Below are 26,004 nucleotides of genomic sequence, written 5' to 3' on the forward strand. Positions count from 1 at the left end.
CAGGGGGGAGCAGGGGTGCCAGGCTTTGATTCAATTAAGCTGAACAGAAGCAAACAGAATACTGCTGTAGGGATAGAGGAAATATCAAGGAAATCAATAGCCATCATCGGAGCAGCTGTCAGGCTGCCTAAGGCTGATACAGCTGATGAGTTCTGGAAGAACTTAAGGGATGGAATTGACTGCGTAAGGATGATCCCTGAAACTAGAAAAGAAGATGTAGAACATTACTTTAATTATATTGACAGAAATAGAGTTGAAATAAAGTTTGGTGAAGCTGCTTATCTTGAAGAAATAGATAAATTCGACAATGCTTTTTTCAGACTGTCCCCAAAGGAAGCAAGCCTGATGGATCCAAACCAGAGAATTTTTCTGGAAACAGCATGGAGTGCGTTGGAAGACTCGGGGTATGGCGGCAAAAAGCTTATAGGCACCAGAACAGGAGTATATGTTGGATATGGTTCTGATTGTGACTATAAAAAAATGATTTCTGAAATTGAACCTTCATCCCTTTCGCTTGCCGTACCTGGAAATTCAAAGCCTATTATAGCAAGCAGGATTTCATACCTTATGGATTTCAGGGGACCAAGCATGATGATAGATACAACATGCTCATCGTCTCTTGTGGCAGTACATACCGCATGTATGGCTATAAGGAATGGAGAATGCGATCTGGCAATAGCAGGAGGAATCCAGTTACACATTCTCCCCATAAGACAAGCCGAGATAGGGATTGAATCATCCGATGGAAGAGCAAAAACCTTTGATGACAATTCAGATGGTACAGGTACAGGTGAAGGGGCTGTGGCAATATTGTTGAAGCCCTTGAGTAATGCAATCAAGGATGGAGACAACATATATGCAGTGATAAAAGGAAGTGCAGTAAATCAGGATGGAAGTTCTATCGGCATAACTGCTCCCAATGCTGCTGCTCAGGAAGATGTAATAGTAAGAGCATGGAAGGATGCAGAGGTAAATCCTGAAACAATAACATACATAGAAGCTCACGGAACAGGAACCAAGCTTGGTGATCCGATTGAAATAGATGGTATACAGAGGGCGTTCAGTAAATTTACAGAAAGAAAAGCTTTCTGTGCGGTAGGTGCTGTTAAGACAAACATCGGGCATCTGGATAATACTGCTGGAATAGCGGGCCTGCTTAAAGCGGTGCTTTCACTAGGTAATGGGCAACTACCTCCTACCTTGCATTTTAAGCGGCCGAACCGCAAGATAGACTTTATAGGATCACCTGTATACATAAATGAGAGGCTGTCAGAATGGAAAACAGCAGGTTTCCCAAAAAGATGCGGAGTAAGTTCGTTCGGATTAAGCGGCACAAATTGTCATGTTATTTTGGAAGAAGCCCCGGCTTTATCCAATGAGGTAAAAAGTGGCTGTGACGGCTTGAATGTCTTGGTACTATCGGCAAAAAGCCGTGCATCCCTGGAGGTATTGATAGGCAATTATAATAAGCTCATTCAGGCAGAAAAGCTTCCTGAACTAAAGGATATATGTTATACAGCCGGGACGGGGCGGGGCCATTATTCATACAGGATTGCTTTTATCGTAGAGGATATCGGGGACTTAAGACAAAAGCTAACCAGACTTCAGAGTGCAGAACTGGAAACCATAAAGGAAGAAAATATTTATTACCAATGTCACAGAATAATACCTTCTGACAAGCCTTCACAGGAAAAGGAGTGTATTACCGAGCAAGAGGCTATAGAACTTGGTAATAAGGCAGCAGTAAAAATCAATAGTTTTGTTGAGGGAAACAGACAGGATAAAAGCATTTTGCATGAAATATGCAGCTTGTATGTGAAAGGGGCAGACGTTGACTGGGAAAAGCTATATACAGGACTGAGAACCAGAAAAGCAAGCCTTCCAGGATACCCGTTTGAACGTACCAGATGCTGGATTAATATACCACTCATAATGGCTGAAAAGGATAATTTTTTCTATAACATTGCATGGAAGCAGGAAGCTGCAGTCAACATAAGAAGAAAAGCAAAACAAGGGGCTGTATTATTAATCAGGGATGAAACAGATATAAGTGAAAAACTGGCAAAAAAATTTAAAGCTGACGGTGAGGAAGTTATAGAAGTCAGGATTGGGCAAGAATTCAAAAAAATCAGCCAAGACAGCTATGTGATTAGAATTGATAGTGAGAATATGAAAAAGCTCCTTAAGGATATTGGCGGGAAAAAGCTTTCTCAGATAATACATTTGCTTACTATTACGGATGCTGAAGAGGAAAAAGAACTTGAGAATCTGCTGCAAAGCCAGCAAAGGGGTGTAGACAGTCTTTTCCATTTAGTAAAAGTCCTTTTAGATAGTGGAATCAAGGATGGGGTGGACATTTTTCTTGTTTCCCGTTGTGTAAATGAAGTTACCGGAAATGAGGAAAAGCTTAGTCCGGGAGGAGCGACACTGTTCGGGCTTGGCAGGGTAGTTGATCAGGAGTATCCGATACTGAACTGTATGGGTATAGATATTGATACATTTACAACAGCGGAGGAAATTTATTCTGAGTTGCAGACAGATTCTGAAACTTTTTTAGTTGCTTACCGCGGCGGGAAAAGATATGTTGAAGAATTTGTAAAAGCAGAAATAATGGATTCTGAAATAAAAGAGACTCCCGTAAGAAGCAAGGGAGTATATCTAATAACCGGAGGAGCAGGAGGAATAGGAATTGAACTGGCAAAGTATCTTGCATCTAAAGGCAGTGTAAATATCGCATTGGTAAACCGTACAAAAATGCCTGAACACAAAGAATGGGAGGCTATACTGCGACAGGGCAATGATAAAAAGCTTTGCAGCAAGATAGGCAGTATGCTGGAGATTGAACAAAAAGGTTCTGTAGTGGAATGTCATAGTGCTGATGTATCGGACTATGATGAAATAAAGTCTGTAATAGGTTTGCTGAGGGAACGTTACGGAAATATAAACGGTATAATTCACAGTGCTGGTGTGGCAGGAGACGGGTTTATAATCAGGAAAGAAAAAGATGATTTTGACAGGGTTATGCTTCCAAAGGTGAAAGGGACATGGCTTCTTGACAAGCTTACAGAATCGGATAATATGGATTTCTTTATATTGTGTTCGTCTACCAATACTATAATGGGAATACCGGGACAGGGCGATTATACAGCGGCAAACTCATATCTTGATGCATTTTCGTCATGCAGGAACAAAGCCGGGAAAAGGACACTTGCTGTAAAATGGCCTATATGGAAGGAAACAGGGATGGCATTGGAGTATGGAGCCATACAGGATACGCTGCTTAAAGCAATGTCAACAGCTAAGGTACTGAAAGCCTTTGACAAAGTACTAAACAGGGATATGAGCCTGGTTGTTATCGGAGAACTGAATTATGGAGGCTCAGTACACGGCAAAACGCTTAATGATGCACGGATAAGGATATCCAATGAAATAATTGTGGAGATGGATAAGCACAGAAAAAATCCCGGACAGGTGCCGATACTTCAGGAATGCAGTGCTGATGAAGTTGTGTCGCTTAAAGGAAAGGATGATACCGACTACACCGATACAGAACAGAGGATAGCAAATATCTGGAGAGCAGTGCTGGGCTTTGAAGAGCTAAATGTATATGATAATTTCTTTGAAATTGGGGGCGACTCCATTCTGGTTACCAGAGTACATGCACTTTTGGAAGAAAAATTCCCCGGAAAGACTACCATAACCGATCTTTTTGCATATCCGACAATTTCAAAACTTGCACAGCATATAAGCGGGGACAATGATGTGCCGGTGCAGGACAGCTCAAGTGAAAATTTTGAAGAGGATATGGAAAATGATATTCTAGGTTTACTGGATGAGATGGAAAAAGGAAATCTGTCATTAGAAAAAGCAATGAGTGACTTTGATCAATTGGGGTGGAAAAATGAATAAATTTGCACGGTTAATTTTTGAAAGTGCTGCTGCTGGTAAGATTGAAAAGAATACGGCTGCTGAACTGCTTAAAACACTAAAGACAACTGAAATCAGGAAGAACGGGGATATAGCTATAATAGGCATGGCTGCGAGAATGCCTATGGCAGATAACATAGATGAATTTTGGGAAAATCTAAAAAATGGAGTGGATTGTGTTACGGATTTTCCTGAAACAAGGCGGAAGGATATGGATGATTATCTCCGCTTTACAGGAGAAGGCGGAGAAGATAATAAATACTGTGAAGGCGCTTATCTGAGGGAAATAGATAAGTTTGACCATAGATTTTTCAGATTGTCACCAAGAGAAGCGAGTCTTATGAGTCCCAATCAGAGACTGTTTCTGGAGACCGCATGGGAAGCTGTTGAAGATGCAGGTTATGGCGGCGAAAAACTGGTAGGAAGCAGGACCGGGGTTTATATAGGATATATTGCAGATGCGATATATGACTATAAAAAGATTATTATGGATACAGACCCTGCTTTATTATCTGAGGCTTTTACCGGAAATGTAACTCCCATAACGGCTAGCAGAATTTCATACCTGCTGGATCTGAAGGGACCGAGTATGGCAATTGATACTGCATGTTCTTCTTCTTTGGTGGGTGTACACCTTGCTTGCAGGGCTATACAAGATGGCGAGTGTGACATGGCAATTGCCGGTGGTGTAAGGACCAACTTAATACGCTTGAAGGACCAGGTGAAACTAGGGATAGAATCCTCTGACGGTAGGGCAAAGACATTTGATGATAGCTCAGATGGGACAGGTACGGGAGAAGGGGTTGCGGTTATACTTCTGAAGCCCCTGGAAAAAGCTCTCAAAGATGGCGATAACATATATGCAGTTATAAAGGGAAGCTCCGTCAATCAGGATGGAAGTTCTGTTGGTATTACTGCTCCAAATGTCCTTGCACAGGAGGAAGTAATAGTAAATGCATGGAAGGATGCCAATATCGACCCTGAAACTATAACATATATAGAGGCACACGGAACAGGAACCAAACTGGGTGATCCAATAGAAATAGATGGAATAAAAAGGGCTTTCAGAAGGTTTACCGACAAAAAGCAGTTTTGTGCAATAGGCTCCGTAAAGACCAATATAGGACATCTTGATAATTCAGCGGGTATAGCTGGCTTGATAAAAGCTGTAATGGCACTTTATTACAAGCAGCTTCCTCCATCTATACATTTTAACAAACCAAACAGGAAAATTGATTTTACCGAATCGCCTGTATATGTAAATGACAGGCTGAAGGCCTGGGAGAAGCAGGATTATCCGAGACGCTGCGGAGTCAGTTCTTTCGGTTTGAGTGGTACAAACTGTCATATGGTTCTTGAGGAAGCTCCTGAAGCTAAATTAGAAGCAAAAAGGGATAAAAACAAAATTAATTTACTTGCACTTTCTGCAAAAAGCGATGAGGCCCTAAAAGCACTTCTGGAAAGGTATTCAGACTTTGCCGCTAAAAGCAGTTGCATGGAACTGGGAGACATCTGCTATTCTGCCAACACTGGAAGGGGGCACTACAATAACAGGTTGGTTTTATTATTGAAAAGCAGGGAGGATTTAGAGGATAAAATCAGAATTTTGCTTGACCGCGGGTTAGAGGGCGTACAGGCAGAGGGAATATATTATGGTGAACATAAGATAGTAGCCGACAGCAGGAAGGTTGCAGAAAGCGGGGAAATTACCGAAGGGCATGTAAAGGAGCTTTCAAAGGAAGCAAGGGAAATAGTTTGCGAAATAGCAGACAGCAAAGATAATAGTGATGAAAAGTACAGCCAATTATGCGGATTGTATATTGCAGGAGCAGATATAGAATGGGATTTGCTTTACAGAAATGAGAAGATGAGAAGGATAAGCCTTCCCACATATCCATTTGAACGGAAAAGATGCTGGCTTGAAATAAAAAAGAAAGCCCAAAAAGTGGCTGAAGCCGGAAAACAACTTGATTATCCTCTTCTGGACAGATATATAACCCAGTCCTTTAATCAGGAGATATACACGACGAAATTCAGTGCCGAGAAATATTGGGCTCTAAACGAACACAGAGTCGGAGGCAACTGCGTACTTGTAGGAACAGCTTATCTTGAAATTGCAATAGAAGCGTGTAAAAAATACTTTCCGGACAATACTGTTGAATTAAGGGATGTATTGTTCCTTACACCTATGGTTGTATATGAAAACGAACCTGTTGAAGTGCAGACAGTTATTAGAAAAGAAGATGGCCTATTTGAGTTTGTTGTAGCAAGCAAACTGACAGCTGGTGATAGCGGAGAAGATGTAACATGGGTAAAGCATGTGGAAGGCAAAATACTTGGCATTGACAGTAATATGCCTGAAAAGCTTTCTATAGAGGATATCAAAAAGCAATGCAGTGAAGGGTATTATGTACCTGATATGGATAATTACAGTGATTCCAAGATTCTTGAATTTGGCCCCAGATGGAAAAATATAAGGGGAATGCACCTGGGTAAGAATGAGTCATTGTCATACATAGAGTTGTCTGACGAATTTACCGGTGAGCTGAAGGACTATATACTCTATCCGTCATTGCTGGATAATGCCCTTGCCACCAAAACAGTAGGAGACGGAAGCAGCGTATACTTGCCGTTTTCCTATAAAAGCATACACGTTTATAAATCTATTCCCGCTAAATTCTACAGTTATGTCAGAATGAAGGGGATAGTAACTGAAAGGTCTGAACTGCTCACTTTTGACGTGACTTTGCTAGATGTAACAGGGGCGGTTATTGTTGAGATTGAGGATTACTCACGTAAAAAGGTACACAACACCCGGATGATTTCAGGAAAGACGGCAGAAAGCAGCAGTGTTTACCATGAAATAGGCTGGATTGCCGATTCACCGGTATATGGGAGAGAAAAGCAATATGAAGGAAGCATACTGGTATTGAAAGATAAAAAAGGATTAAGCTGCGAAATTATAGAGCAAATAAAAAAATCTGGAAGACAGGTTATAGAGGTTGAACTGGGAGACGCATATGAAAAGGGCGGAAGCTGCAGATATGTTATTGATGGCAGCAGAGCTTCATATGACAAACTTTTCAACGATATGGAAGCTTCTGATTTGTCTCAGATACTGCATATGGCAACAATAAACGGAAAACAGGTGGCTGGAAGTCTTGAGGAGCTTGAAGAGTGCCAGAATACAGGTGTTTTCAATCTGTTTAATATGACAAAGGCTTTGCTGGAAAACGGCATTAGTCAAAAGATAGAGATAATTGTTATTTCGGAGTATGTATATTCTGTAACAAGGGAAGAAGAGTTTATCAAGCCTGAGAATGCAACTCTGTTCGGTTTTGCTAAGGTAATAGGGCAGGAAAACCCTAACCTGAGCTGCAGATGTATTGATATCGACGGGTATGTTGGAGCTGATGAGGTTTACAGGGAAATTAACGCTGATTCAGGTAAAAATGTAGTGGCTTTACGCAGTGGAAATAGATATATTGAGGAGTTCAGAAATGTAAATGTTGATAATGCCGGTATTAGAGAGACAGGCATCAAAGAGGATGGAGTATATTTATTAACAGGTGGAACAGGTGGAATAGGCCTGGAAATAAGTAAGTATATTGCAGCTCGTAATAAAGCCAAAATCATATTGGTAAACCGTTCTGACATGCCTTTGCAGGAAAAATGGGATGAAATATTAGAAAAAGGTGAAGATACAAGCACCTGCAGGAAGATTAAAGCGATCCGGGAGATAAGAGCTGCCGGTTCAGAGGTAGTTTGCTACAGTGCGGATGTAGCTAACGAGGAGCAGATGAAATCCGTATTAGAAGATATAAGACGGAGATTTGGAAAGCTAAATGGGATAGTGCATAGTGCGGGTATTGCAGGTGAAGGATTTATTATACACAAGGATGATGGGGCATTCAGGAGAGTAATGAGCCCGAAGGTGCAGGGAACATGGATTCTGGATAGATATACAAGCGGAGACAGACTTGATTTCTTTGTCATGTTTTCGTCCGGTACTTCGCTTACAGGTTCATCCGGGCAGAGTGATTACACTGCAGCCAATGCATACCTTGATTCCTTTGAAGCTTTAAGGAACAGATCCGGAAGCAGAACGCTGACTATTAACTGGGTTGCATGGAAGGAAACAGGTATGGCTGTGGAGTATGGTGCTGCGGGAGATAATATCTTCAAAGCCATAACCACAGATACGGCTGTAAATGCATTTGACGAGGTATTGAACAGGGATATTGACAGAATAACCATTGGAGAAATCAACTACGAAAATGAAGCAGTATATAGTGATGCCGTTTTTCCTTTTGAATTTTCGGAAGAACTAAAGGAAGAGAGGCTTAGAAAGAGAAAACTGCTTGGAACTTCAAGGGTTTCAAAGGAAAGCAGCCTGTCAGATGTGAAATTGAAAGGAAGAAAAGACGGTAAATACACTCAGACAGAAAAACAGACTGCTAAAATCTTCGGAGAAGTGCTTGGCCTGGATGAACTGGACATCTATGACAATTTCTATGACTTGGGCGGAGATTCACTAATCGGAATGAGGATTGTAAACAATATTAATAAGGAAATGGGTTTGCAAGTAGAAGTAACTGACCTGTTCAAGCATATTACGGTCAAAGAATTTTCTGCATGTCTGGATGATAAGTATCTCGGACGAGATGGAAAAGGCAGTTTTGAGGTAATACAGTCAGTTGAAGAAAGTGATTTTTACAAGGTATCATCAGCACAGAAGAGAATGTTTATACTTAACCGGCTTGAAGGTGAAAATACAAGCTATAACATACCGTCAGTACTGATGATACACGGGAAACTTGATACGAAACGTGCACAGGAAGCTTTTGACAAACTAGTGCAACGGCATGAAACGCTAAGAACAACTTTTGATTTTGTAGATGAAGTGCCTGTCCAGAGGGTACATAAAAATGTTGATTTTAAAATAAGTTACATGGAAGCAGACGATAGCATGATAAAGGATATAAGCAGAGAGTTTATCCGTCCTTTCAATCTAAGTGAAGCACCACTGCTGAGGGTTGGGTTTGTAAAGCTGGCAGAGGACAGGCATTTGCTGTTGTTTGACATACACCATATCATTTCCGATGGTGTGACCATGAATATCCTTATTAAGGATTTTATAGACTTGTACGGAGGAAAGAACTTACCTGATATAAGAATACAGTACAAGGATTTTTCCGTATGGCAGGAGGAGTTCTTTAAATCAGAGGCAGTCAGAAAGCAGGAAGAGTATTGGCTGGAAGCTTTCAAAGGAGAACTTCCGGTACTCAGCATGCCTACGGATTATCCAAGACCATCGGTTCAAAGCTTTGAGGGCGCTACTCATACGATTACGCTTGATACTGGGCTTCTGAACCAATTAAGGGCATTCTCTTCAAAAACCGGGACTACCCTCTACATGCTGCTGCTTGCCGCATATAATGTCTTATTGTCAAAATACACGGGGCAGGAGGATATTATTATCGGTTCGCCTATAGCCGGAAGGCATCATGCTGACGTAGAGAATATGGTTGGGGTATTTGTCAATACACTTGCCATGAGAAACCGTCCTCATAATGCCATATCATTTGGAGAATTCCTGGATGAGGTTAAAGGAAATGCGTTGCAGGCATATGCAAATCAGGATTATCAGTTTGAAGAATTGGTGGATAAGTTGGACATACCAAGGGATATGAGCAGAAACCCTCTGTTTGATACCATGTTTGTCATGAGAAATATGGGAGTACCGGAGATGGAAATTGCCGGTCTTAAGTTTGTTCCGTGTGAGTTTGAAAATGAGGCATCGGTGGTTGATCTTACACTGTTGGCAATAGAAACAGCAGAAAAGCTGAATCTGAGGTTTGAGTATTGTACACGGTTGTTTAAAAGGGAAACTATAGAGCGTTTGATGAAACATTTTGTAAATATTCTGAAAAGTGTGTCAACCGATCCCGGAAAGAGGCTTTCAGACGTAGATATGCTTTCTGAAGAAGAGAAGAAGCAGATATTGTTGGACTTTAACAATACGGAAGCGGCATATCCCAAAAACAAAACAATTCATCAGATTTTTGAGGAGCAGGTAGAAAAGACTCCGGACAGGACAGCAGTAATTTTTGAGAGTGTAAAACTCACATACAGCCAGCTTAATGAGAAGGCAAACCAGCTTGCACGCACCTTAAGGGGAAAAGGTGTAAAGGCTGATTGTATCGTGGGCATAATTACAGAACGCTCACATCAGATGATGATTGGTATAATGGCTGTACTGAAGGCCGGTGGGGCATACCTCCCGATAGACCCCAATTACCCTGCCGACAGGATAAGGTATATGCTTGAGGACAGTGGAGCTTCTTTGATTCTGACATCCGGTGAATTCATGGGTAAGATAGAATTTGAAGGAACGGTAATTGACCTGAAGAATGAAGAAGTGTTCACAGGAAATGTATCAAATCCTGAGAGTGTAAATACTTCACGTGACTTAGCATATGTCATATATACTTCCGGTTCTACAGGAAAGCCGAAAGGCTCTATGATAGAGCACTATTCGGTTATAAACAGGCTGAATTGGATGCAGAAAAAATACCCTTTAAATCAGGACGACGTAATACTGCAAAAAACGCCGTTTACCTTTGATGTATCGGTATGGGAGCTGTTCTGGTGGGCATTTGCAGGTGCAAAGGTTTGTTTCCTGGCCCCCGGAGGTGAGAAGGATCCATCGGTTATTGTTGATGCTATAGCAAGAAACAGCATTACCACAATGCATTTTGTACCTTCAATGCTGAATGCATTCTTAGAGTATATAGATAGTGGTATTGGTAAGGATAAGCTTGTTAGTCTAAGACAGGTTTTTGCAAGTGGAGAAGCGTTGAATTTACCGCAGGTCCAACGGTTCAACAGGCTTTTGAACAATGAATATGGTACAAAACTATCAAATCTGTACGGACCAACAGAAGCAACAGTAGATGTATCATACTTTGACTGCTCCACAGGAAAGAAACATGAGCTTATACCTATAGGAAAACCTATTGACAACATAAAGCTTTACATTGTTGACGGCAAAAATAATCTGCAGCCCATAGGAGTGGCAGGAGAGTTGTGTATTGCAGGAGATGGGCTGGCAAGGGGCTACCTAAACAGGACTGAACTCACGGAAGAGAAATTTGTGCCTGACCCGTTTGCTTTACAGGCTTACAGTAACCGTCAGTCGATTGGTCGCATGTACAGGACAGGTGACCTTGCAAGATGGCTTCCGGACGGCAATGTCGAATATTTAGGCAGAATAGACCACCAGGTTAAAATCAGAGGCTTCAGAATTGAGCTGGGAGAAATCGAAGCCCAACTTCTAAAGAATAAATACATAAGGGAAGCAGTTGTGACAGCAGTTGAGGACTCGGATGGCAACAAAAACCTTGCCGCATATATGGTTTCAGATACTGAAATAGAGCAGACTGATCTGAAGGCATGCCTGCTTAAGGAAGTTCCTGATTATATGGTGCCGGCATACTTCATCCGTATGGAAAAAATGCCTTTATCGCAGAATGGGAAAGTAGACAGAAAAGCCTTGCCTAAGCCAACAGTAAGTATTGGTGCAGGAGCAGTGTATGAAAGTCCTGCAAACAAGACCGAAGAGGAGATAGCAGCTATCTGGTCTGATGTGCTTAAAGTTGAGAATATAGGAATAAATGATAACTTTTTTAATCTTGGTGGAGATTCAATAAAGGCAATCAGCCTTATAAGCAGAATTAATAAAAAGCTGGCGGCAAACATGCAGATGAAAGACATTTACATTAACCAGACTATCAGAGAACTTGCTGTCAACATCGGCAAAAGTACGCTTACTACCGTTCAATCAGATTTGGAATGCGGACTTGGGATTATTGAGGATATCAAGAAGAATATATTGTCTGATGAAAAGCAGGCATCTAAGCTGCCTAAGGATTATGAAGATTTTTATCCTCTCAGTCAGATACAACAGGGAATGGTTTTCTATTCAAGGCTTAAGCCTGAAGAGCCTGTTTACCATGAACAGTTTGTATATGTGATCGAGTCCGGTGAGTTTGACATAGAGCTTTACCGTGAAGCCATCAGAATCATGGTGCAAAAGCATTCGATGATGAGGACTACATTTGATATGACACGGTTTAGTGAGCCTGTTCAAATCGTTCACAGGGATATACCTCTTGATGTGGAATTGGAAGACATTTCAGATATTCCAAAGTATGAGCAGGAAAAGCATTTGGAAGCGTATATGCTGAACGACTTGAAAAACAAGTTCAAATTTGAGGATGATTTATTGTGGAGGCTTAGGATATTTAAGCTGGACAGCCTTAATTACTGTATTGTGCTGACATTTCACCATGCTATTCTTGACGGATGGAGCGTAGCGTCATTCAACAGCGAGATTATTGATGTATATAGCAGGTTGGTTGGAAAAGAAAAATATAGTAACACGAAACTGAGCAGCAGTTATAAGGAATATATAGCAATATCTCTCAGCAGGAAAGTATCCGAAGATACAAAGAAGTTCTGGAAGGAGACTCTTGGGGGATATACAAGAAACAAGCTGCCTTTCAATTTCTTAACTAAAAAACTGAATACCGGAAAATCGGTACAGGTGTACGAAAAAACTCCTGAGACGGGCTTGGTGGCTGCCTTGGAAGAAAAGGCAAGGGAGTATGGTTGTACTCTAAAGGAAATATGCCTGAGCGCACACATATACCTTTTAAGCCTGATAACAACAGAAACCGATATCACTACCGGCGTGGTTACACATGACAGACCTACAGTTGAAGATGCTGATAAGGTTATCGGCTGCTTTGTGAACACCATACCGGTGAGAGTGAGTGTGAATGCGGATACTGACAAACACGCACTGGTAAAAGCCGTAAAACAATATCTTATAAATGTAAAACAGCATGAGCTCTTTTTATCCGATATTGTGGAAATTATCGGTGATACAGGTAAAGGTACCGGTAATCCGATATCGGACATACTTTTCAATTTTACTGACTTTTATGTCATGGATAATATAAATAGTACGGAAGTTGTAAAAAGCTCGGAATACGGACTAAATATAGAACGTATGGAGATGACGAATACATTGTTTGATCTTGAGGTTTCAAAAACCCTCAATAATTTCAGCGTGCGTATAAGGTATTCTCCAAACTATTTCCATACGCAAGACATAGAAACAGCTTATAGATTGTACATAAGGATTTTGGAAAAGTTCACTGAGGCAGGCAATGAAAAACTGACACCTGATATTCTGATGCCAGATACAGAGAAGAGCAGGCTGATGCAATATAGTTATAGCTATGCACATTATCCTCATAACAGGACTATCCAGGAACTCTTTGAGGAACAGGTGGAAAAGACCCCCGACAGTATAGCGGCAGTATTCGAGGGTAAAAAGCTGACCTATAAGGAATTGAATGAAAAGGTAAACAGGCTTGCAAGGGTACTGAGAAAAAAAGGTGTACAAAGAGATGATAAAGTAGGAATAATGATAGAGCGCTCTCTTGATATAGCAATAGCCGTACTTGGTGTTGTGAAGGCTGGAGGTGCATGTCTGCCCATAGACCCAGAATACCCCGCGGAAAGAATAAAATATATGCTTGAAGACAGCAAAGCAGGCATATTGATCACACAGCAGGAGCTACCTGAAAAAGCTGCTTTTACCGGTACAGTGGTTGAGCTAAACAGTATAAATACTTGCTCTGAAGATACAGCAAATCCTGAGGTAGTGAGTGAGCCGCATGACCTTCTGTATGTAATATATACTTCAGGTACTACAGGTAAGCCAAAAGGTGTAATGATTGAACAAAGAAACATGCTTAACCTTGTGTATTACCAGTATACATCAACGAATATTGATTTTTCCGGCAAAGTAACACAATATGCAACAATAAGCTTTGATGTCTGCTACCAGGAGATATTCTCCACACTGCTCGCAGGAGGGGAATTGCATATTATCTCAGGTGAAAGAAGAAGGAGTGTGGAAGGTCTTCTGGATTATATAGGGAATAATAGTATAGATGTAGCTTTTTTGCCTACTGCCTTTTTCAAATTCATACAAAATGATGACGAATATATAAAAAGGATTCCTGCAAATCTGAAACACATTGTTACGGCAGGAGAACAGCTCTCTGTATCAGAGAGATTCAGAGAGCATGTGAGGAATAACCGGCTATATCTGCATAATCATTATGGACCATCAGAGACACATGTTGTTACAACTCTGACTATGGGATGTGCAGAGGATATGCCCGATCAGCCTTCTATAGGAAAGCCTGTAGCAAATACCCGAATATACATCCTTGATAGGAATGGAAAACTGCAAATTCAGGGAGTTGCAGGGGAATTATTCATATCAGGCGACAGTGTTGGGAGAGGGTATCTAAACAGGCCTGATCTTAGCCGAGAAAAATTCTTGTCTGATACATTTTTTGAAGGCAATAGAATGTACAGAACCGGAGACATGGCAAGATGGCTTCCTGACGGAAATATCGAGTTTTTGGGTAGAGCAGACCATCAGGTAAAAATAAGAGGCTTCAGGATAGAACTGGAGGAAGTGGAAGCGCAGCTGCTGAGCTATGAGCCTGTAAAAGCTGCTGCAGTTGTGGCCAGAGCAGACTCTTCAGGTACTAACAGCCTGTGTGCTTATGTAGTAGCCGATAAAAAGCTGATTGTATCAGAACTGAGAGAGTTTATGACCAGGAGGCTTCCGGACTATATGATACCTTCATTTTTTGTTCAACTGGATAGCATTCCACTCACTCACAACGGCAAGGTGAACAGAAATGTACTGCCTGAACCGGATACAACCTGTATGAATGGAGATTATACAGCTCCTTCCGGTAGTACGGAGGAAAGGCTTGCAAACCTATGGAGCGAAGTTTTAGGTGTCGAGCGAATAAGTGTCAATGCAAATTTCTTTGACCTTGGAGGACAGTCACTAAAAGCTGCAGTGCTCGTATCCAGAATCTATAAAGAATTTGGAGTGGAAATCCCTTTGAGGGAGATTTTCAGGTTAGCAACCGTCAGAGAGCTTGCCGGATATGTTGATGAGAGACAAGCTGTGAAGGAAGGACTGCAATCAGAAGCAAATAACAATGAAGATACTGTGTATGTCAGGGCGGATCATTCTGCCGGCAGCAATCCGGAGGGGAGAAGATTTAATAAGGGATACATGCCTGCAAACAAATATCCGCCATACTATAACTGTCTGTTCAGTATACTTGTTGAAAAGCTGGTATATGAAAACGGTGTAAGTGTTGAGAAAGGTTTTGTGCCTGCGGCGTTGGGGATATCTCTGATCGGATACGGATATGAAAATAACGGCAGCCTTTCTGGTAAAATTAAGTTTAAAGCCATTCCTTACAGCAAGTATGCGGGCTTGTGGAACTTTTTTGACAATTACGGCATAAAGCTGAAGTTGAAGGCATTTAGCAGCTGCCAGGAGGGAATTGATTACTGTAAGGACCGTCTGAGTAGAAATGAAATGTTGATTATTCATGGAAGCACATATGATTTGTATTATACGCCTGAATACAGAATTGAGGAGAAGGAGTGGGCAAGAAGGCTTGATGAGGGTGTTGAGATAAATGCACGCCTGACCTTGGAGCATATAGAAGCTCCCCATGCATACCTCCTTATAGATATTACAGAAAGCGGGTATCTGGTATACGATCCTGTATTCAATTTTTACGGAGAAATAACGGAGAGCAGCTTCCGGAAGTCCTTTGAGGGAGTAAAAGGCTTGAAGTTCCTTGAAAATGAGCGTGTATACAAAATCAGCCAGCCATACCTGATCAGTGAGCTTGATACTTCCGAAATAAGAAAATTTACCTTGGAAGAGATAGGATTGGACATACTTAAGCAAAATATAAATGGATATATTTCCTCAAAAAGTGGCAATATTGACTTATATTATGCGGAAAAGGATAAATACAACTATACTATCACTACAGGGCTGAGTGCTATATTAGAATTGATGAAAACGTTGAACGAAGCACGGGGATACAAGGAAGAATATAGTTCGCTGAAAGCTTTTATGTGTGATATGTTCAATGCATGGAAATACGCTTACATATTCTTTATAGACTTCCTAAGAGATTTTTCAAAACACTGGAAGCTGCCGGAAGATGTGATAAATCGCTTCGAGAGAGTTGTAAACCAGTTTGAGGAAATATACTCCTTAAGCTACAGCGCAAAAATTTCCGATATGGATAGCTGTATAGAAAGTGCAATTGACAAGCTGGAGATAATATATAGAGAGCAAAGGGAAATGTATGAAAGATTGAAGTCTGATCTTAGGATATTCCAGGATTAATACGCTTAACTTAGCTGGAACAACGGGTAGAATTAATTGTACTGCTGAATAAATAACGAGGCTGATACCATTTTTAGGTATCAGCCTTGTTAAGTAATGTGAGTGTTTAGCTCCGTTCTATCCGTATACAAAGGAGTAGTTTGCATAATCAAACTTACTCTACAACCCAGCGGATTAATCCCATATCAAACTTATTGATCAAATCAGAATGGTGAGGAACTACACGGATAGTATAGCCGTATTCTCCACCTTCAACCAATTTTATATTGCATGAGAATCTGTAAGTTGATGAGTCCAGTTTGCCATCCAGTTTCATTTCTTCTATTTCGGGATTTTCTATAATACTGTTTTTTCCTACATACCCGTAGTATAGTTCCACCTTTACGCTTGATGGGTCTATATTTCCAAGATTAACTGCAGTGCCTATGCTTATAGTGTCCCCCGAGACTGATTTTTGCTCTTTAAGCTGATTCATGCTTTTTTCTGCAATGATTCCGACCTGAGACCAGTTTCTTTCCATCAAAAGCTTCCAGTCAGCAAGATTTTTCAGTATTTCATAGTTTGCCGATACTATTTTGTCTACTCTTTCAATAGAAGGTATATACATTTTGTCGGTATAGTCTTGTACCATTCTATGAGTACTGTACTTGTACAACAGTGATTTGATGGATTCTTTCATGACATTTACCCATTTTACAGGTATACCTTTATCATCCTTGTTGTAAAATGTAGGTATTATTTGCTGGCTCAATATTTCATATATTGATTGACTGTCCGCATTATCCTGGTAATATTCATTTCCATAAAATGTATCATCTCCTATTGCCCAGCCGTTTTTGCCGTTATAGCCTTCACACCACCAGCCATCAAGTATGCTGAAGTTGACTATACCATTTATACAAACCTTCTGACCGCTGGTACCACTGGCCTCAAGGGGACGTCTGGGATTATTGAGCCATACATCCACGCCCTGTACCAGGTTGCGCGCAAGAGTCATATTATAGTTTTCCACTAAAATAACCTTGCCCCTGAATCCTTCCTGTCTCGCAATATCGTTAATATTTTTAATTACCTCATGTGCTGGTCCGTCAGCCGGATGTGCTTTTCCGGCAAAAATAATCTGAACAGGCATTTCTGGATTGTTAAGAATTTTCTGAATCCTTGCAAGATCCCTGAATATAAGGTTTGCACGCTTATATGTGGCAAATCTCCTTGCAAAACCTATAGTCAGAGCATTGGGATCCAATAAATTATCGACTTCCTTTATGCTTTCCGCAGGTTCACCGTTTTCTATTCTTTGTTCTTTAAGCTTTTCACGTACAAAACTTATCATCTTTGTCTTTAAAACATAGTGTGTTTTCCATAACTCTTCATCCGGGATATCATTTACCTTTTCCCATATTTCCTTTTTATACAGGTTTTCCTGCCAGTCAGGGTCAAGATATTTGTCATAGAGAAGCTTAATACTGGGGGAAAGCCATGTAAGGGTATGAATGCCGTTTGTTATATGCCCAATAGGGACTTCATCTTCAGGTACTCCTGGCCAGACGTTATTGAATATATTGCGGGAAACTGCACCGTGTAATTCGCTTACACCATTCTTTCTGCCTGCAAGTGTAAGAGCCAGTACGGTCATATTAAAATTCTGGTTATCATTAATTTTCATTCCCAGGTCTAAAAACTCATGCCTGCTGATACCTACAGACTCCCAGTAACTGCTGAAATACTTATCAATCATATGGAGTGGAAATACATCGTTGCCTGCAGGCACGGGTGTATGTGTAGTAAATACTAATGATGAATTGGCCATTTCCTTTGCAGTTCTGAATGTCAATCCTTTTTCCTTCATCAGTTTTCTTATGAACTCCAGTCCCAGAAAAGCAGAGTGGCCTTCATTCATATGATAAACGGTTGCATTTATACCCAATGCCTGCAAAACTCTAATACCGCCCATACCGAGGAATATTTCCTGCTGTATTCTTGTTTCCTGGTCACCGCCATACAGTCTGGCAGTGAGCATTCTGTCAGAAGAATTATTCTGCTCCACGTCAGTGTCCAAAAGGTAAAGAGTTACACGCCCAACCTTAACCTGCCAAACTTTTGCATAAACAAGCCTTCCAGGTAATTCCATACTGATATAGATTTGGTCGCCGTTAGCATTCAATGCAGGTAAAATAGGAAGCTGTGAAACATTCAGATTAGTGAATCTGGTTTCCTGCCATCCGTCGTGATTAATATGCTGACTGAAATACCCCTGTTTATAAAACAGCCCTATTGGTACAAAGGGTATTCCTAAATCACTTGCAGATTTGCAGTGGTCACCTGAAAGAACTCCCAGACCTCCTGAATAGATTGGCAATACTTCATTTAAGCCGTATTCTGCAGAAAAATATGCTATTATATGATTCTGTTTTCCAGGATAGGTTTTGCTAAACCAGGTATTGGTGTTATTCATATAGGAATCAAATTTTAATACGATTTCATCATAACGTCTGAGATAGTCAGGGTTGTTAAGTACTTGTTCAAGTTTTTTCTGACTGACTTCCTGAAGGAATCTGACAGGGTTTTTCCCTAGTCTTTCCCAAAGAGCAAGATCAATTTCCCTATATAAATCAATAGCTTCAGAATTCCAGGACCACCATAGGTTGTAAGCAATGTCTTTTAATCTTTTCAATCTTTCCGGCAATACTGCTGTAACTGTTATTCTTCCTAAAAGATACATATTATACCTCCAGTCATTTTTATCTATTTTATTATTAACTATTTTAGTCAAATAAATAACAATATACGTAATTAACTATTTTATATTGCTTATTTCATTATTATGTTGCTGCGCTTCCAATAGTTATTGCAATTTAATTTCTATTTTAATATGTATTTATTTATTACCGAATATTTTGTCACCTCCCGGAAATCAAATCTGTTTTCTTGGGAATAACCAAAATAGCCCGATTTGGGTGTAAAGGAATTAATTTATAGAAAACTCGGAAAGAAAAACGGATATCTTTTTATATATATTAGCATATATATGTCAATTTTTGTACATTTTTAGACAAATCTTTGCAAAACATTGATATCAGATAATTGAGCAGAAGCACGAAAGTGCTTCTACTCATCCTTTGTAGTCAGATTATTAGGAGGGGTTTTGTAAGGATTTCTTTTCATATACCTTCCTGTAGGATCATGATCTGCAGGATCTTTGTCGGGTACAAGTTCACCTTTGAAACCTGCAGGCTGTGTTATGGCTTTTGTTTTTCTGCTTTTCATATACATCCTCCGATTTTTTTTATTTCCTTTATCTTTTGCTTTTATATATATGGTTATGCTTATCAAATTTTAACCATAATTTCCTTATCATTAATTTTTGCTTTATTGAAAAAATAATATCATGATAAAGCGATATTTGATTTATGGGCTGATAGGTTGGTGTGTCGAGATATTCTGGACCGGTTTGGGCTCGCTAATGAATGGTAACATCAGGCTTGAGGGCTTTACAAACTTGTGGATGTTCTTTATATATGGAATGGCTGTATTTCTGGAACCCATACATGATGTTATCCGTGAATGGAGGTGGCTGTTCAGAGGAGTTATCTGGGTAGTAATAATATGGGGTATAGAATATACAAGCGGTTTGGTTCTGGGAAATATACTAGGAGTGTACCCGTGGGTTTATACAGGAGCATTTGCAGTTGATAACCTTGTTCGGATTGACTATGCACCAGCCTGGTTTGTGGCAGGTTTAATATTTGAAAAAATCCATTACAGGCTTGATGCCTATGGAATAGCATGAAATGAAGCAAAAGTGAAGCTTGCTTCATTTTTTATTTATATGTATTGTAAAAAATTAATTATTTAAAAATTATTAGAAATTTATTATCATTAAATAATAGGAAAAATTTTTCTATAAGTATAAATAGTAGAGTGGGGAAAATGTTGAAAGCTTACGGAAAGTTTACAGACAGACTGTTCAGATGGAAAAAACCGGGTTGGAAAGCAGCTGCAGCATTCATTGTGTTTCAAATATTTTTTGCATGTATTACATTACCGCTGTTTGTGTTCTTTGGACCTTTCGACGGTGTAAAAAGCACTGTTGTGGGAGCATCCTACAGAACATTTAAGCACCAGTATATAGCGGAACTTTTCTTATCAAAAGACAAAATCAAAAGAATATTGGAAGAAGTAAACCCACACGATCCCACTGAAAAGGGAGAAGATATAAAAGTGCTGAAATTTGGGGTCCGCAACACCGATAGGATTGAGGTTCTTAATTTGAGAGGCATTGATTATACAGGGAAGCTAATGATTGTATATGATCCAACAAGAATAAAAGTAGGTTATTCTTCGCAGATACCTGTATCAGGTGAGACTACAAGTATAATTGCAAAAAAAAATGGTGCTGTCGCAGCCGTAAATGCAGGAGGGTTCAAAGACGGCGGATGGGTTGGAACCGGAGGAACTCCGATAGGCTTTATTATGCATGGAGGCAAGGTTTTGTTTAATGAATCCGGTAACGAGAAAGCTAGGATGGATACTATTGCATTTACTGAAGATGGCATGCTGATAGTTGGCAAACATTCAATAGAAAAACTTAAGGAGTATGGGGTTAGGGAAGGGGTTAGTTTTGGGCCTCCACTTATAGTTAATGGCGAGCCTACAATAACAAAAGGTGACGGAGGATGGGGAATAGCGCCAAGGACAGCTATAGGCCAATGTGAGAATGGTGAGGTTCTGCTGCTTGTTATTGATGGCAGGAGTTTAAAATCTCTGGGAGCTACGCTAAGGGATATGCAGGACATACTCCTGAAATATGGGGCAGTAAATGCAGCTAATCTTGATGGGGGTTCCTCGACAACTATGTTTTTTAACGGAAGGGTTATTAATGTTCCTTCCGACAGATTAGGCGAGCGGGCAGTTCCGACCGTATTCATGGTATCTCCGGCAGAGGGGAGTGAACATGAATGAAGATAGTAAAAAAGTTTTTAGTTTGGGCGGCCGTATCGGTAGTATTTCAATTAGCCCTGCTCTGGATTGTTAATGATTTTTATATTGAAAACAGAGGGAAAATCGTAGAGGTAACGCGATATGAAGAAAAGGAAGGCAAGCCTGTTTCAGAAGAACTGAAAACTACTGCGGACAGCGGGGATGTTTCGGTCTCTTTTGACTGCAGCTATGCAGGATATATCAGTAAGGGTAAATTGCAAATCATCAGTTTGAAAGATAATGGACACGTAAAAACTATCAGCGGAAAAATGGGTGAAATAATATACTTTAGATGGCTTCCCGATAGAAATATGGTTTTGTACGTTTATATGGAGGACATAAGGGATAGGAAGAATATACATGTTGAGACGTATGATGCAGAGACGTTTGTTATCCGGGACTACCCTCAGATCACAGAAAGTTCTGACTCGATAAGAGTAGCGGATGTAGTACTATCACCATTTACCAACACTGTTTATATGAATCTGCAATTGGAGGATGAGAAAAGTAAGCTATATAAATATGATATAGCAGAAAACCTGAACTGCATCATGGCCGGGAAGAAGATCGAATACATGAATCATCTTAAATACACCGATAATATTGTTTATCAGACGGATGAAAAGCATATTTTTCTTATGAACGGTAAAGGGGAAATTTCCAGCTTGATTGAAGAATCAGTAAAAGATTATGCACTTCTTGGGGTTGATTACGGAGGAAGCATATATATAGGCGAACTAAACCAGAACAAAAAAGTAACAAAGGTTATTCTAATGAATACCTCCGGCAATGAGAAAAAAATGATAAAGACAATATATACTGACAGGCTTATTTCAGCTCAAGACATATACGTCTCACCGGAAGGAAACTTGTATTTGGTTCTACAAGATGAAAACACGGTTTATGACGCAGTGAATAGTTTAAACACAAAATATCCGGGTAAATTTATTCAAATTTCCGGCAAATATATAGTATCCGGTGAAAATGGCAAATTGATATTTACAACTCTTGCAGTATTGCAATAAAACTGGAAAAGATTTATAATTCAAGCATACCCATATGGAGTATTATCCGGAGGTAATCATAATGGAGAATGGAAAATCAAGTGAACATTACAGTGATAAACAGGATATATTGAAAAGATTAAGAAGAATTGAAGGGCAGGTAAAGGGTATACAAAAAATGGTTGAAGAGGATAAATACTGTGTGGATATACTGACGCAGGTAGCTGCGGTAAGGGCTGCAATAAACAAGGTAGGCGGATTGGTGCTGGAGAAGCATACCAAGACATGTATGAAGGATGCGCTTGAATCCCGTGATCAGGAAAAGATCATTGAGGAGTTTGTAGATACTGTACAGAAGTTTTTAAAATTTGTCGATTGATTTCAGAAGCAAATCAGTTAAGTCTGAATAAAAACAATTTTATGTTTCATATAAATTATACAGGGTAAAAATACTGAAAGAATTCTATTCAAAAAGAGAATAATAAATATAAACAGGCTAATATAAATTACAGGAGGCGTATTATGGCAAGTGAAAAGATAATTGTATTGACAAAGGATAATTTCGAACAGGAAGTGTTAAAGTCAAATGAACCTGTTCTGGTTGATTTTTGGGCACAATGGTGCGGACCCTGCAGAGCCGTAAGTCCCATAATGGATGAGTTGGCCAATGAGTATGACGGAAGAGCTAAGGTCGCGAAAGTAAATGTAGATGAGCAGGGTGAGCTTGCAGAAAAATTCAGAGTTATGAGTATTCCTACTGTAATGCTATTTAAGGATGGACAGATGGTTGAGAAAATAATAGGTGCCAGATCAAAGAACGAATTTTCGGGTATGATAAACAAGAATATTTAGTTGGTTTATACAAATAAGACGTAGTGATATATAATCGCTGCGTTTTTTATTGTAATAGGACTTTTGAATTATATGAGGGTAGCATGTCTCTATTTTTTGTAGAAAAAAGAGGATTTTTATTTTGTATATTGAATATATTATACTATAAGATCTGCATAACTGAACAGGTATTAACCAGCAGACTGTAATTTATAAACCGATTCTTGGAAAATGGAATCATTTTATAATAAATTTTATTATTTTCATACTAATGAGGGGGATTCAGATGGCAGGGGAAAAGCGTTTCAGGAACTCATTTTTTGGTTTTAAGAAATCTGATGTTAATGCATACATCGAAAAGATTCTAAAAGAATTTGACGACAAGCTGAAAGAGAAAGATGATGAAATTACTGCCTTAAAGAATCAGAACAGAGAAGCAAAGCTCAAATTTGAGGATTTGTCAAAGAAGGCTGATCAGATAAATGAAGATAGGGCAAAAATTGCAGATGTTCTTATTAAAGCCCAGGAAAAGGCAGAACTGATTATAGAAGATGCCAGGCTGCAGGCTATAGATGAGAAAAAGAAGCTTGAACAAATGGTAGAAGAAGAAAAGGAAAAACTGGTTGATTTGAAGCAGGAGCTAAAGCTGCTTAAATCCGAAGTTATAAACACTCTTAAAAAGTACGAAGGTCAACTGACTGAAATGATCGATACGGAGTCGGCGAGCTGATCCTTAAAAAAACACGAAAATACAGATAAAATTTCTATTGAAAAAAAAATTATTGAGTAGTATAATAACTACAACATTTATATTAATAAAACTGTGATAGGGAAGAGTACATGTAGATAATCTTTTAGCGAGCCCGGGTTTGGTGCAAGCCAGGCAGAGGACCATATGGAAAGCAGCCCTTGAGTTTCTTTCTTGAGAAATGCAGAAAAAATATCTAAGATTCTGCAATAGAGAAAGACGTAACCTTACGTTACAGAGGCACGGTATAATAAAGCATATGTTGGGGATTAAGTTTCTGTTTTCTTAATAATTATTTCCTTAAACTTTAATCGCTTACTTACTGCATAAATATGTATCGGTAGAGAGAGTGCCCGAAAGGACACTAAATAGGGTGGTACCGCGAATAGCTCCTTCGTCCCTTTGTAGGGATTAAGGAGTTTTTTATTTATACGCGTACCAGCTTTTCTTAAATACTTTGAAAAGACATAGGCGCAAGCAAGAGTGGCAGGGCTACATTTATTCTATTTTACTTCACAAATTGAAAGGAGTGTTTTTCAAATGGAAGAAATTTTAGAAGTCTTGGAGAAAAACAGCAGGCTCAGTGAGGAGCAAATTGCAGTAATGCTTAACAAAACTGTGGAGGAAGTACGAGCGGCTATAAAAAAACTTGAAGAAGACAATATAATTTTAGGATACAATACCATGGTTAACTGGGAGAGAACCAGCAAAGAAACAGTTACTGCTTTGATAGAGGTAAAGGTTACTCCGCAGAGGGGTGAAGGGTTTGATAAGGTAGCAGAAAGGATTTATAGATTTCCTGAAGTGAATGCATGCTATCTTATGTCAGGAGGATTTGACCTCACTGTGATTGTGGAAGGCAAGACTATGAAGGAGGTAGCTCTTTTTGTAGCAGAAAAGCTGGCACCACTTGAATCTGTTCTCAGTACTGCGACACATTTTGTTTTGAAAAAATATAAGGATAAGGGTACTATATTTGAGGAAAAAAGAAAGGATGAGAGGGAGGCGATATTTTTATGAGAATAGCTGATATGATTTTACCTAGTGTAAGAAATACTCCTCCATCAGGGATAAGAAAATACTTTGACCTAATAAATGAAATGAAGGATGTTATTTCCCTAGGGGTTGGGGAGCCGGATTTTATTACTCCATGGAATATCAGGGAAGCAGGCATTTATTCTTTGGAAAGAGGTCATACCCAGTATTCTTCGAATGCAGGATTCATAGAATTGAGACAGGAGATCGGCCTTTATCAAAAGAGAAAGTATGGTCTTGAGTATGGTTGGAAAGATCAGATTCTTGTTACGGTTGGGGGAAGCGAATCGATAGATATTGCTTTAAGGGCATTAGTTGGTCCGGGGGATGAAGTTGTTATCCCGGAACCAAGTTTTGTAGCATATAAGGGATGTGTTTCCTTTATCGGCGCAACGCCTGTAACTATAAACTTAACGGCTGAAGACCAATTCAGACTCACACCGGAATTGTTGGAAAAGGCTCTGACTGACAAGACAAAGGTTGTAATTATACCTTTTCCAAACAATCCTACAGGCGGTATTATGAATAAGGAAGATCTTGATAAGATTGTCAGTATATTAAAAGACAAAAATGTTATAGTTATTTCCGACGAGATATACTCCGAGCTGACATATGAAGGCAAGCATGTTTCAATAGCGAGTTATCCTGAGATGAAGGATAAAACGCTTGTAATCAACGGATTTTCGAAGGCATTTGCAATGACTGGCTGGAGACTTGGCTATGCATGCGGACATCCGGATCTTATAGAAGCTATGAAAAAGATTCACCAATACGCAATAATGTGTGCACCCACAACAGCTCAGGATGCTGCTATAGAAGCACTAAGAAACAGTGATAAGGATGTAAAAATGATGGTTCAGGAATATAACAGAAGAAGAAGAGTCATGGTTGATGGGTTTAGAAAAGCCGGATTGGACTGTTTCGAGCCACTGGGTGCTTTTTATGTTTTCCCCTGTATAAAATCAACAGGAATGAAATCTGATGATTTCTGTGAAGGACTTTTAATGGAGGAGAAGGTGTTGGTGGTTCCGGGAACAGCTTTTGGAGATTGTGGAGAGGGATATGTGAGAGCTTGCTATGCATCTTCCTTTGATAATATAGTGGAGGCTATGAAGCGTATAAAGAATTTTGCGGAGAGGAACAGGGGATAAGAA

At 39.7% G+C, this 26,004-nt stretch carries 12 protein-coding genes and 1 other annotated feature; of the genes, 10 read left to right on the forward strand and 2 right to left on the reverse strand.

Annotated features, from left to right (window positions below; all coding sequences use genetic code 11):
- Positions 1-15 precede the first annotated feature (15 nt).
- Positions 16-3,909, forward strand: a complete 3,894-nt coding sequence (locus tag N3I35_09815; GenBank protein MCX8130382.1) for an SDR family NAD(P)-dependent oxidoreductase — start codon at positions 16-18, stop codon at positions 3,907-3,909.
- Positions 3,902-16,252, forward strand: a complete 12,351-nt coding sequence (locus N3I35_09820) for an amino acid adenylation domain-containing protein (protein MCX8130383.1) — start codon at positions 3,902-3,904, stop codon at positions 16,250-16,252. The genes N3I35_09815 and N3I35_09820 overlap by 8 nt, the downstream gene beginning before the upstream one ends.
- Positions 16,253-16,406: 154 nt before the next feature.
- Here N3I35_09820 and glgP read toward each other — a convergent pair whose 3' ends face one another.
- Together glgP and N3I35_09830 are read right to left on the reverse strand one after the other, a co-directional pair.
- Positions 16,407-18,974: an alpha-glucan family phosphorylase gene (gene glgP / locus N3I35_09825; GenBank protein MCX8130384.1), complete on the reverse strand. Its 2,568-nt coding sequence runs from the start codon at positions 18,972-18,974 to the stop codon at positions 16,407-16,409.
- Positions 18,975-19,360: 386 nt separating this feature from the next.
- Entirely contained in the window at positions 19,361-19,519 is a 159-nt protein-coding gene (locus N3I35_09830) for a hypothetical protein (GenBank protein ID MCX8130385.1), read from the reverse strand.
- 121 nt (positions 19,520-19,640) lie between these two features.
- Between N3I35_09830 and N3I35_09835 the strand changes: the two genes are divergently transcribed.
- From N3I35_09835 to N3I35_09870, 8 genes are all read left to right on the forward strand, one after another.
- Positions 19,641-20,042, forward strand: a complete 402-nt coding sequence (locus N3I35_09835) for a hypothetical protein (protein ID MCX8130386.1) — start codon at positions 19,641-19,643, stop codon at positions 20,040-20,042.
- A 140-nt stretch (positions 20,043-20,182) separates the two neighbouring features.
- On the forward strand, positions 20,183-21,214 hold the full coding sequence (locus N3I35_09840) for a phosphodiester glycosidase family protein (protein ID MCX8130387.1): 1,032 nt from the start codon (positions 20,183-20,185) through the stop codon (positions 21,212-21,214).
- Positions 21,211-22,257: a hypothetical protein gene (locus N3I35_09845; GenBank protein MCX8130388.1), complete on the forward strand. Its 1,047-nt coding sequence runs from the start codon at positions 21,211-21,213 to the stop codon at positions 22,255-22,257. Before N3I35_09840 ends, N3I35_09845 begins: the two co-directional genes overlap by 4 nt.
- A gap of 34 nt (positions 22,258-22,291) precedes the next feature.
- Positions 22,292-22,615: a metal-sensitive transcriptional regulator gene (locus N3I35_09850; protein MCX8130389.1), complete on the forward strand. Its 324-nt coding sequence runs from the start codon at positions 22,292-22,294 to the stop codon at positions 22,613-22,615.
- Between the two features lie 143 nt (positions 22,616-22,758).
- The gene (trxA, locus tag N3I35_09855) at positions 22,759-23,088 is read left to right on the forward strand and encodes a thioredoxin (protein MCX8130390.1); all 330 of its coding nucleotides are present in this window, start codon (positions 22,759-22,761) and stop codon (positions 23,086-23,088) included.
- A 265-nt stretch (positions 23,089-23,353) separates the two neighbouring features.
- Positions 23,354-23,797 (forward strand): DivIVA domain-containing protein, encoded by a 444-nt coding sequence (locus N3I35_09860; protein ID MCX8130391.1) that lies wholly within the window; start codon positions 23,354-23,356, stop codon positions 23,795-23,797.
- 84 nt (positions 23,798-23,881) lie between these two features.
- Positions 23,882-24,220 (forward strand) — a binding site (T-box leader).
- A 135-nt stretch (positions 24,221-24,355) separates the two neighbouring features.
- Positions 24,356-24,835, forward strand: a complete 480-nt coding sequence (locus N3I35_09865) for an Lrp/AsnC family transcriptional regulator (protein ID MCX8130392.1) — start codon at positions 24,356-24,358, stop codon at positions 24,833-24,835.
- Positions 24,832-26,001: an aminotransferase class I/II-fold pyridoxal phosphate-dependent enzyme gene (locus N3I35_09870; GenBank protein MCX8130393.1), complete on the forward strand. Its 1,170-nt coding sequence runs from the start codon at positions 24,832-24,834 to the stop codon at positions 25,999-26,001. The genes N3I35_09865 and N3I35_09870 overlap by 4 nt, the downstream gene beginning before the upstream one ends.
- Positions 26,002-26,004: the final 3 nt, after the last annotated feature.

The sequence above is a fragment of the Clostridia bacterium genome (genome assembly GCA_026414765.1).
Classification (GTDB): Bacteria; Bacillota; Clostridia; order Acetivibrionales; family DSM-27016; genus SKW86.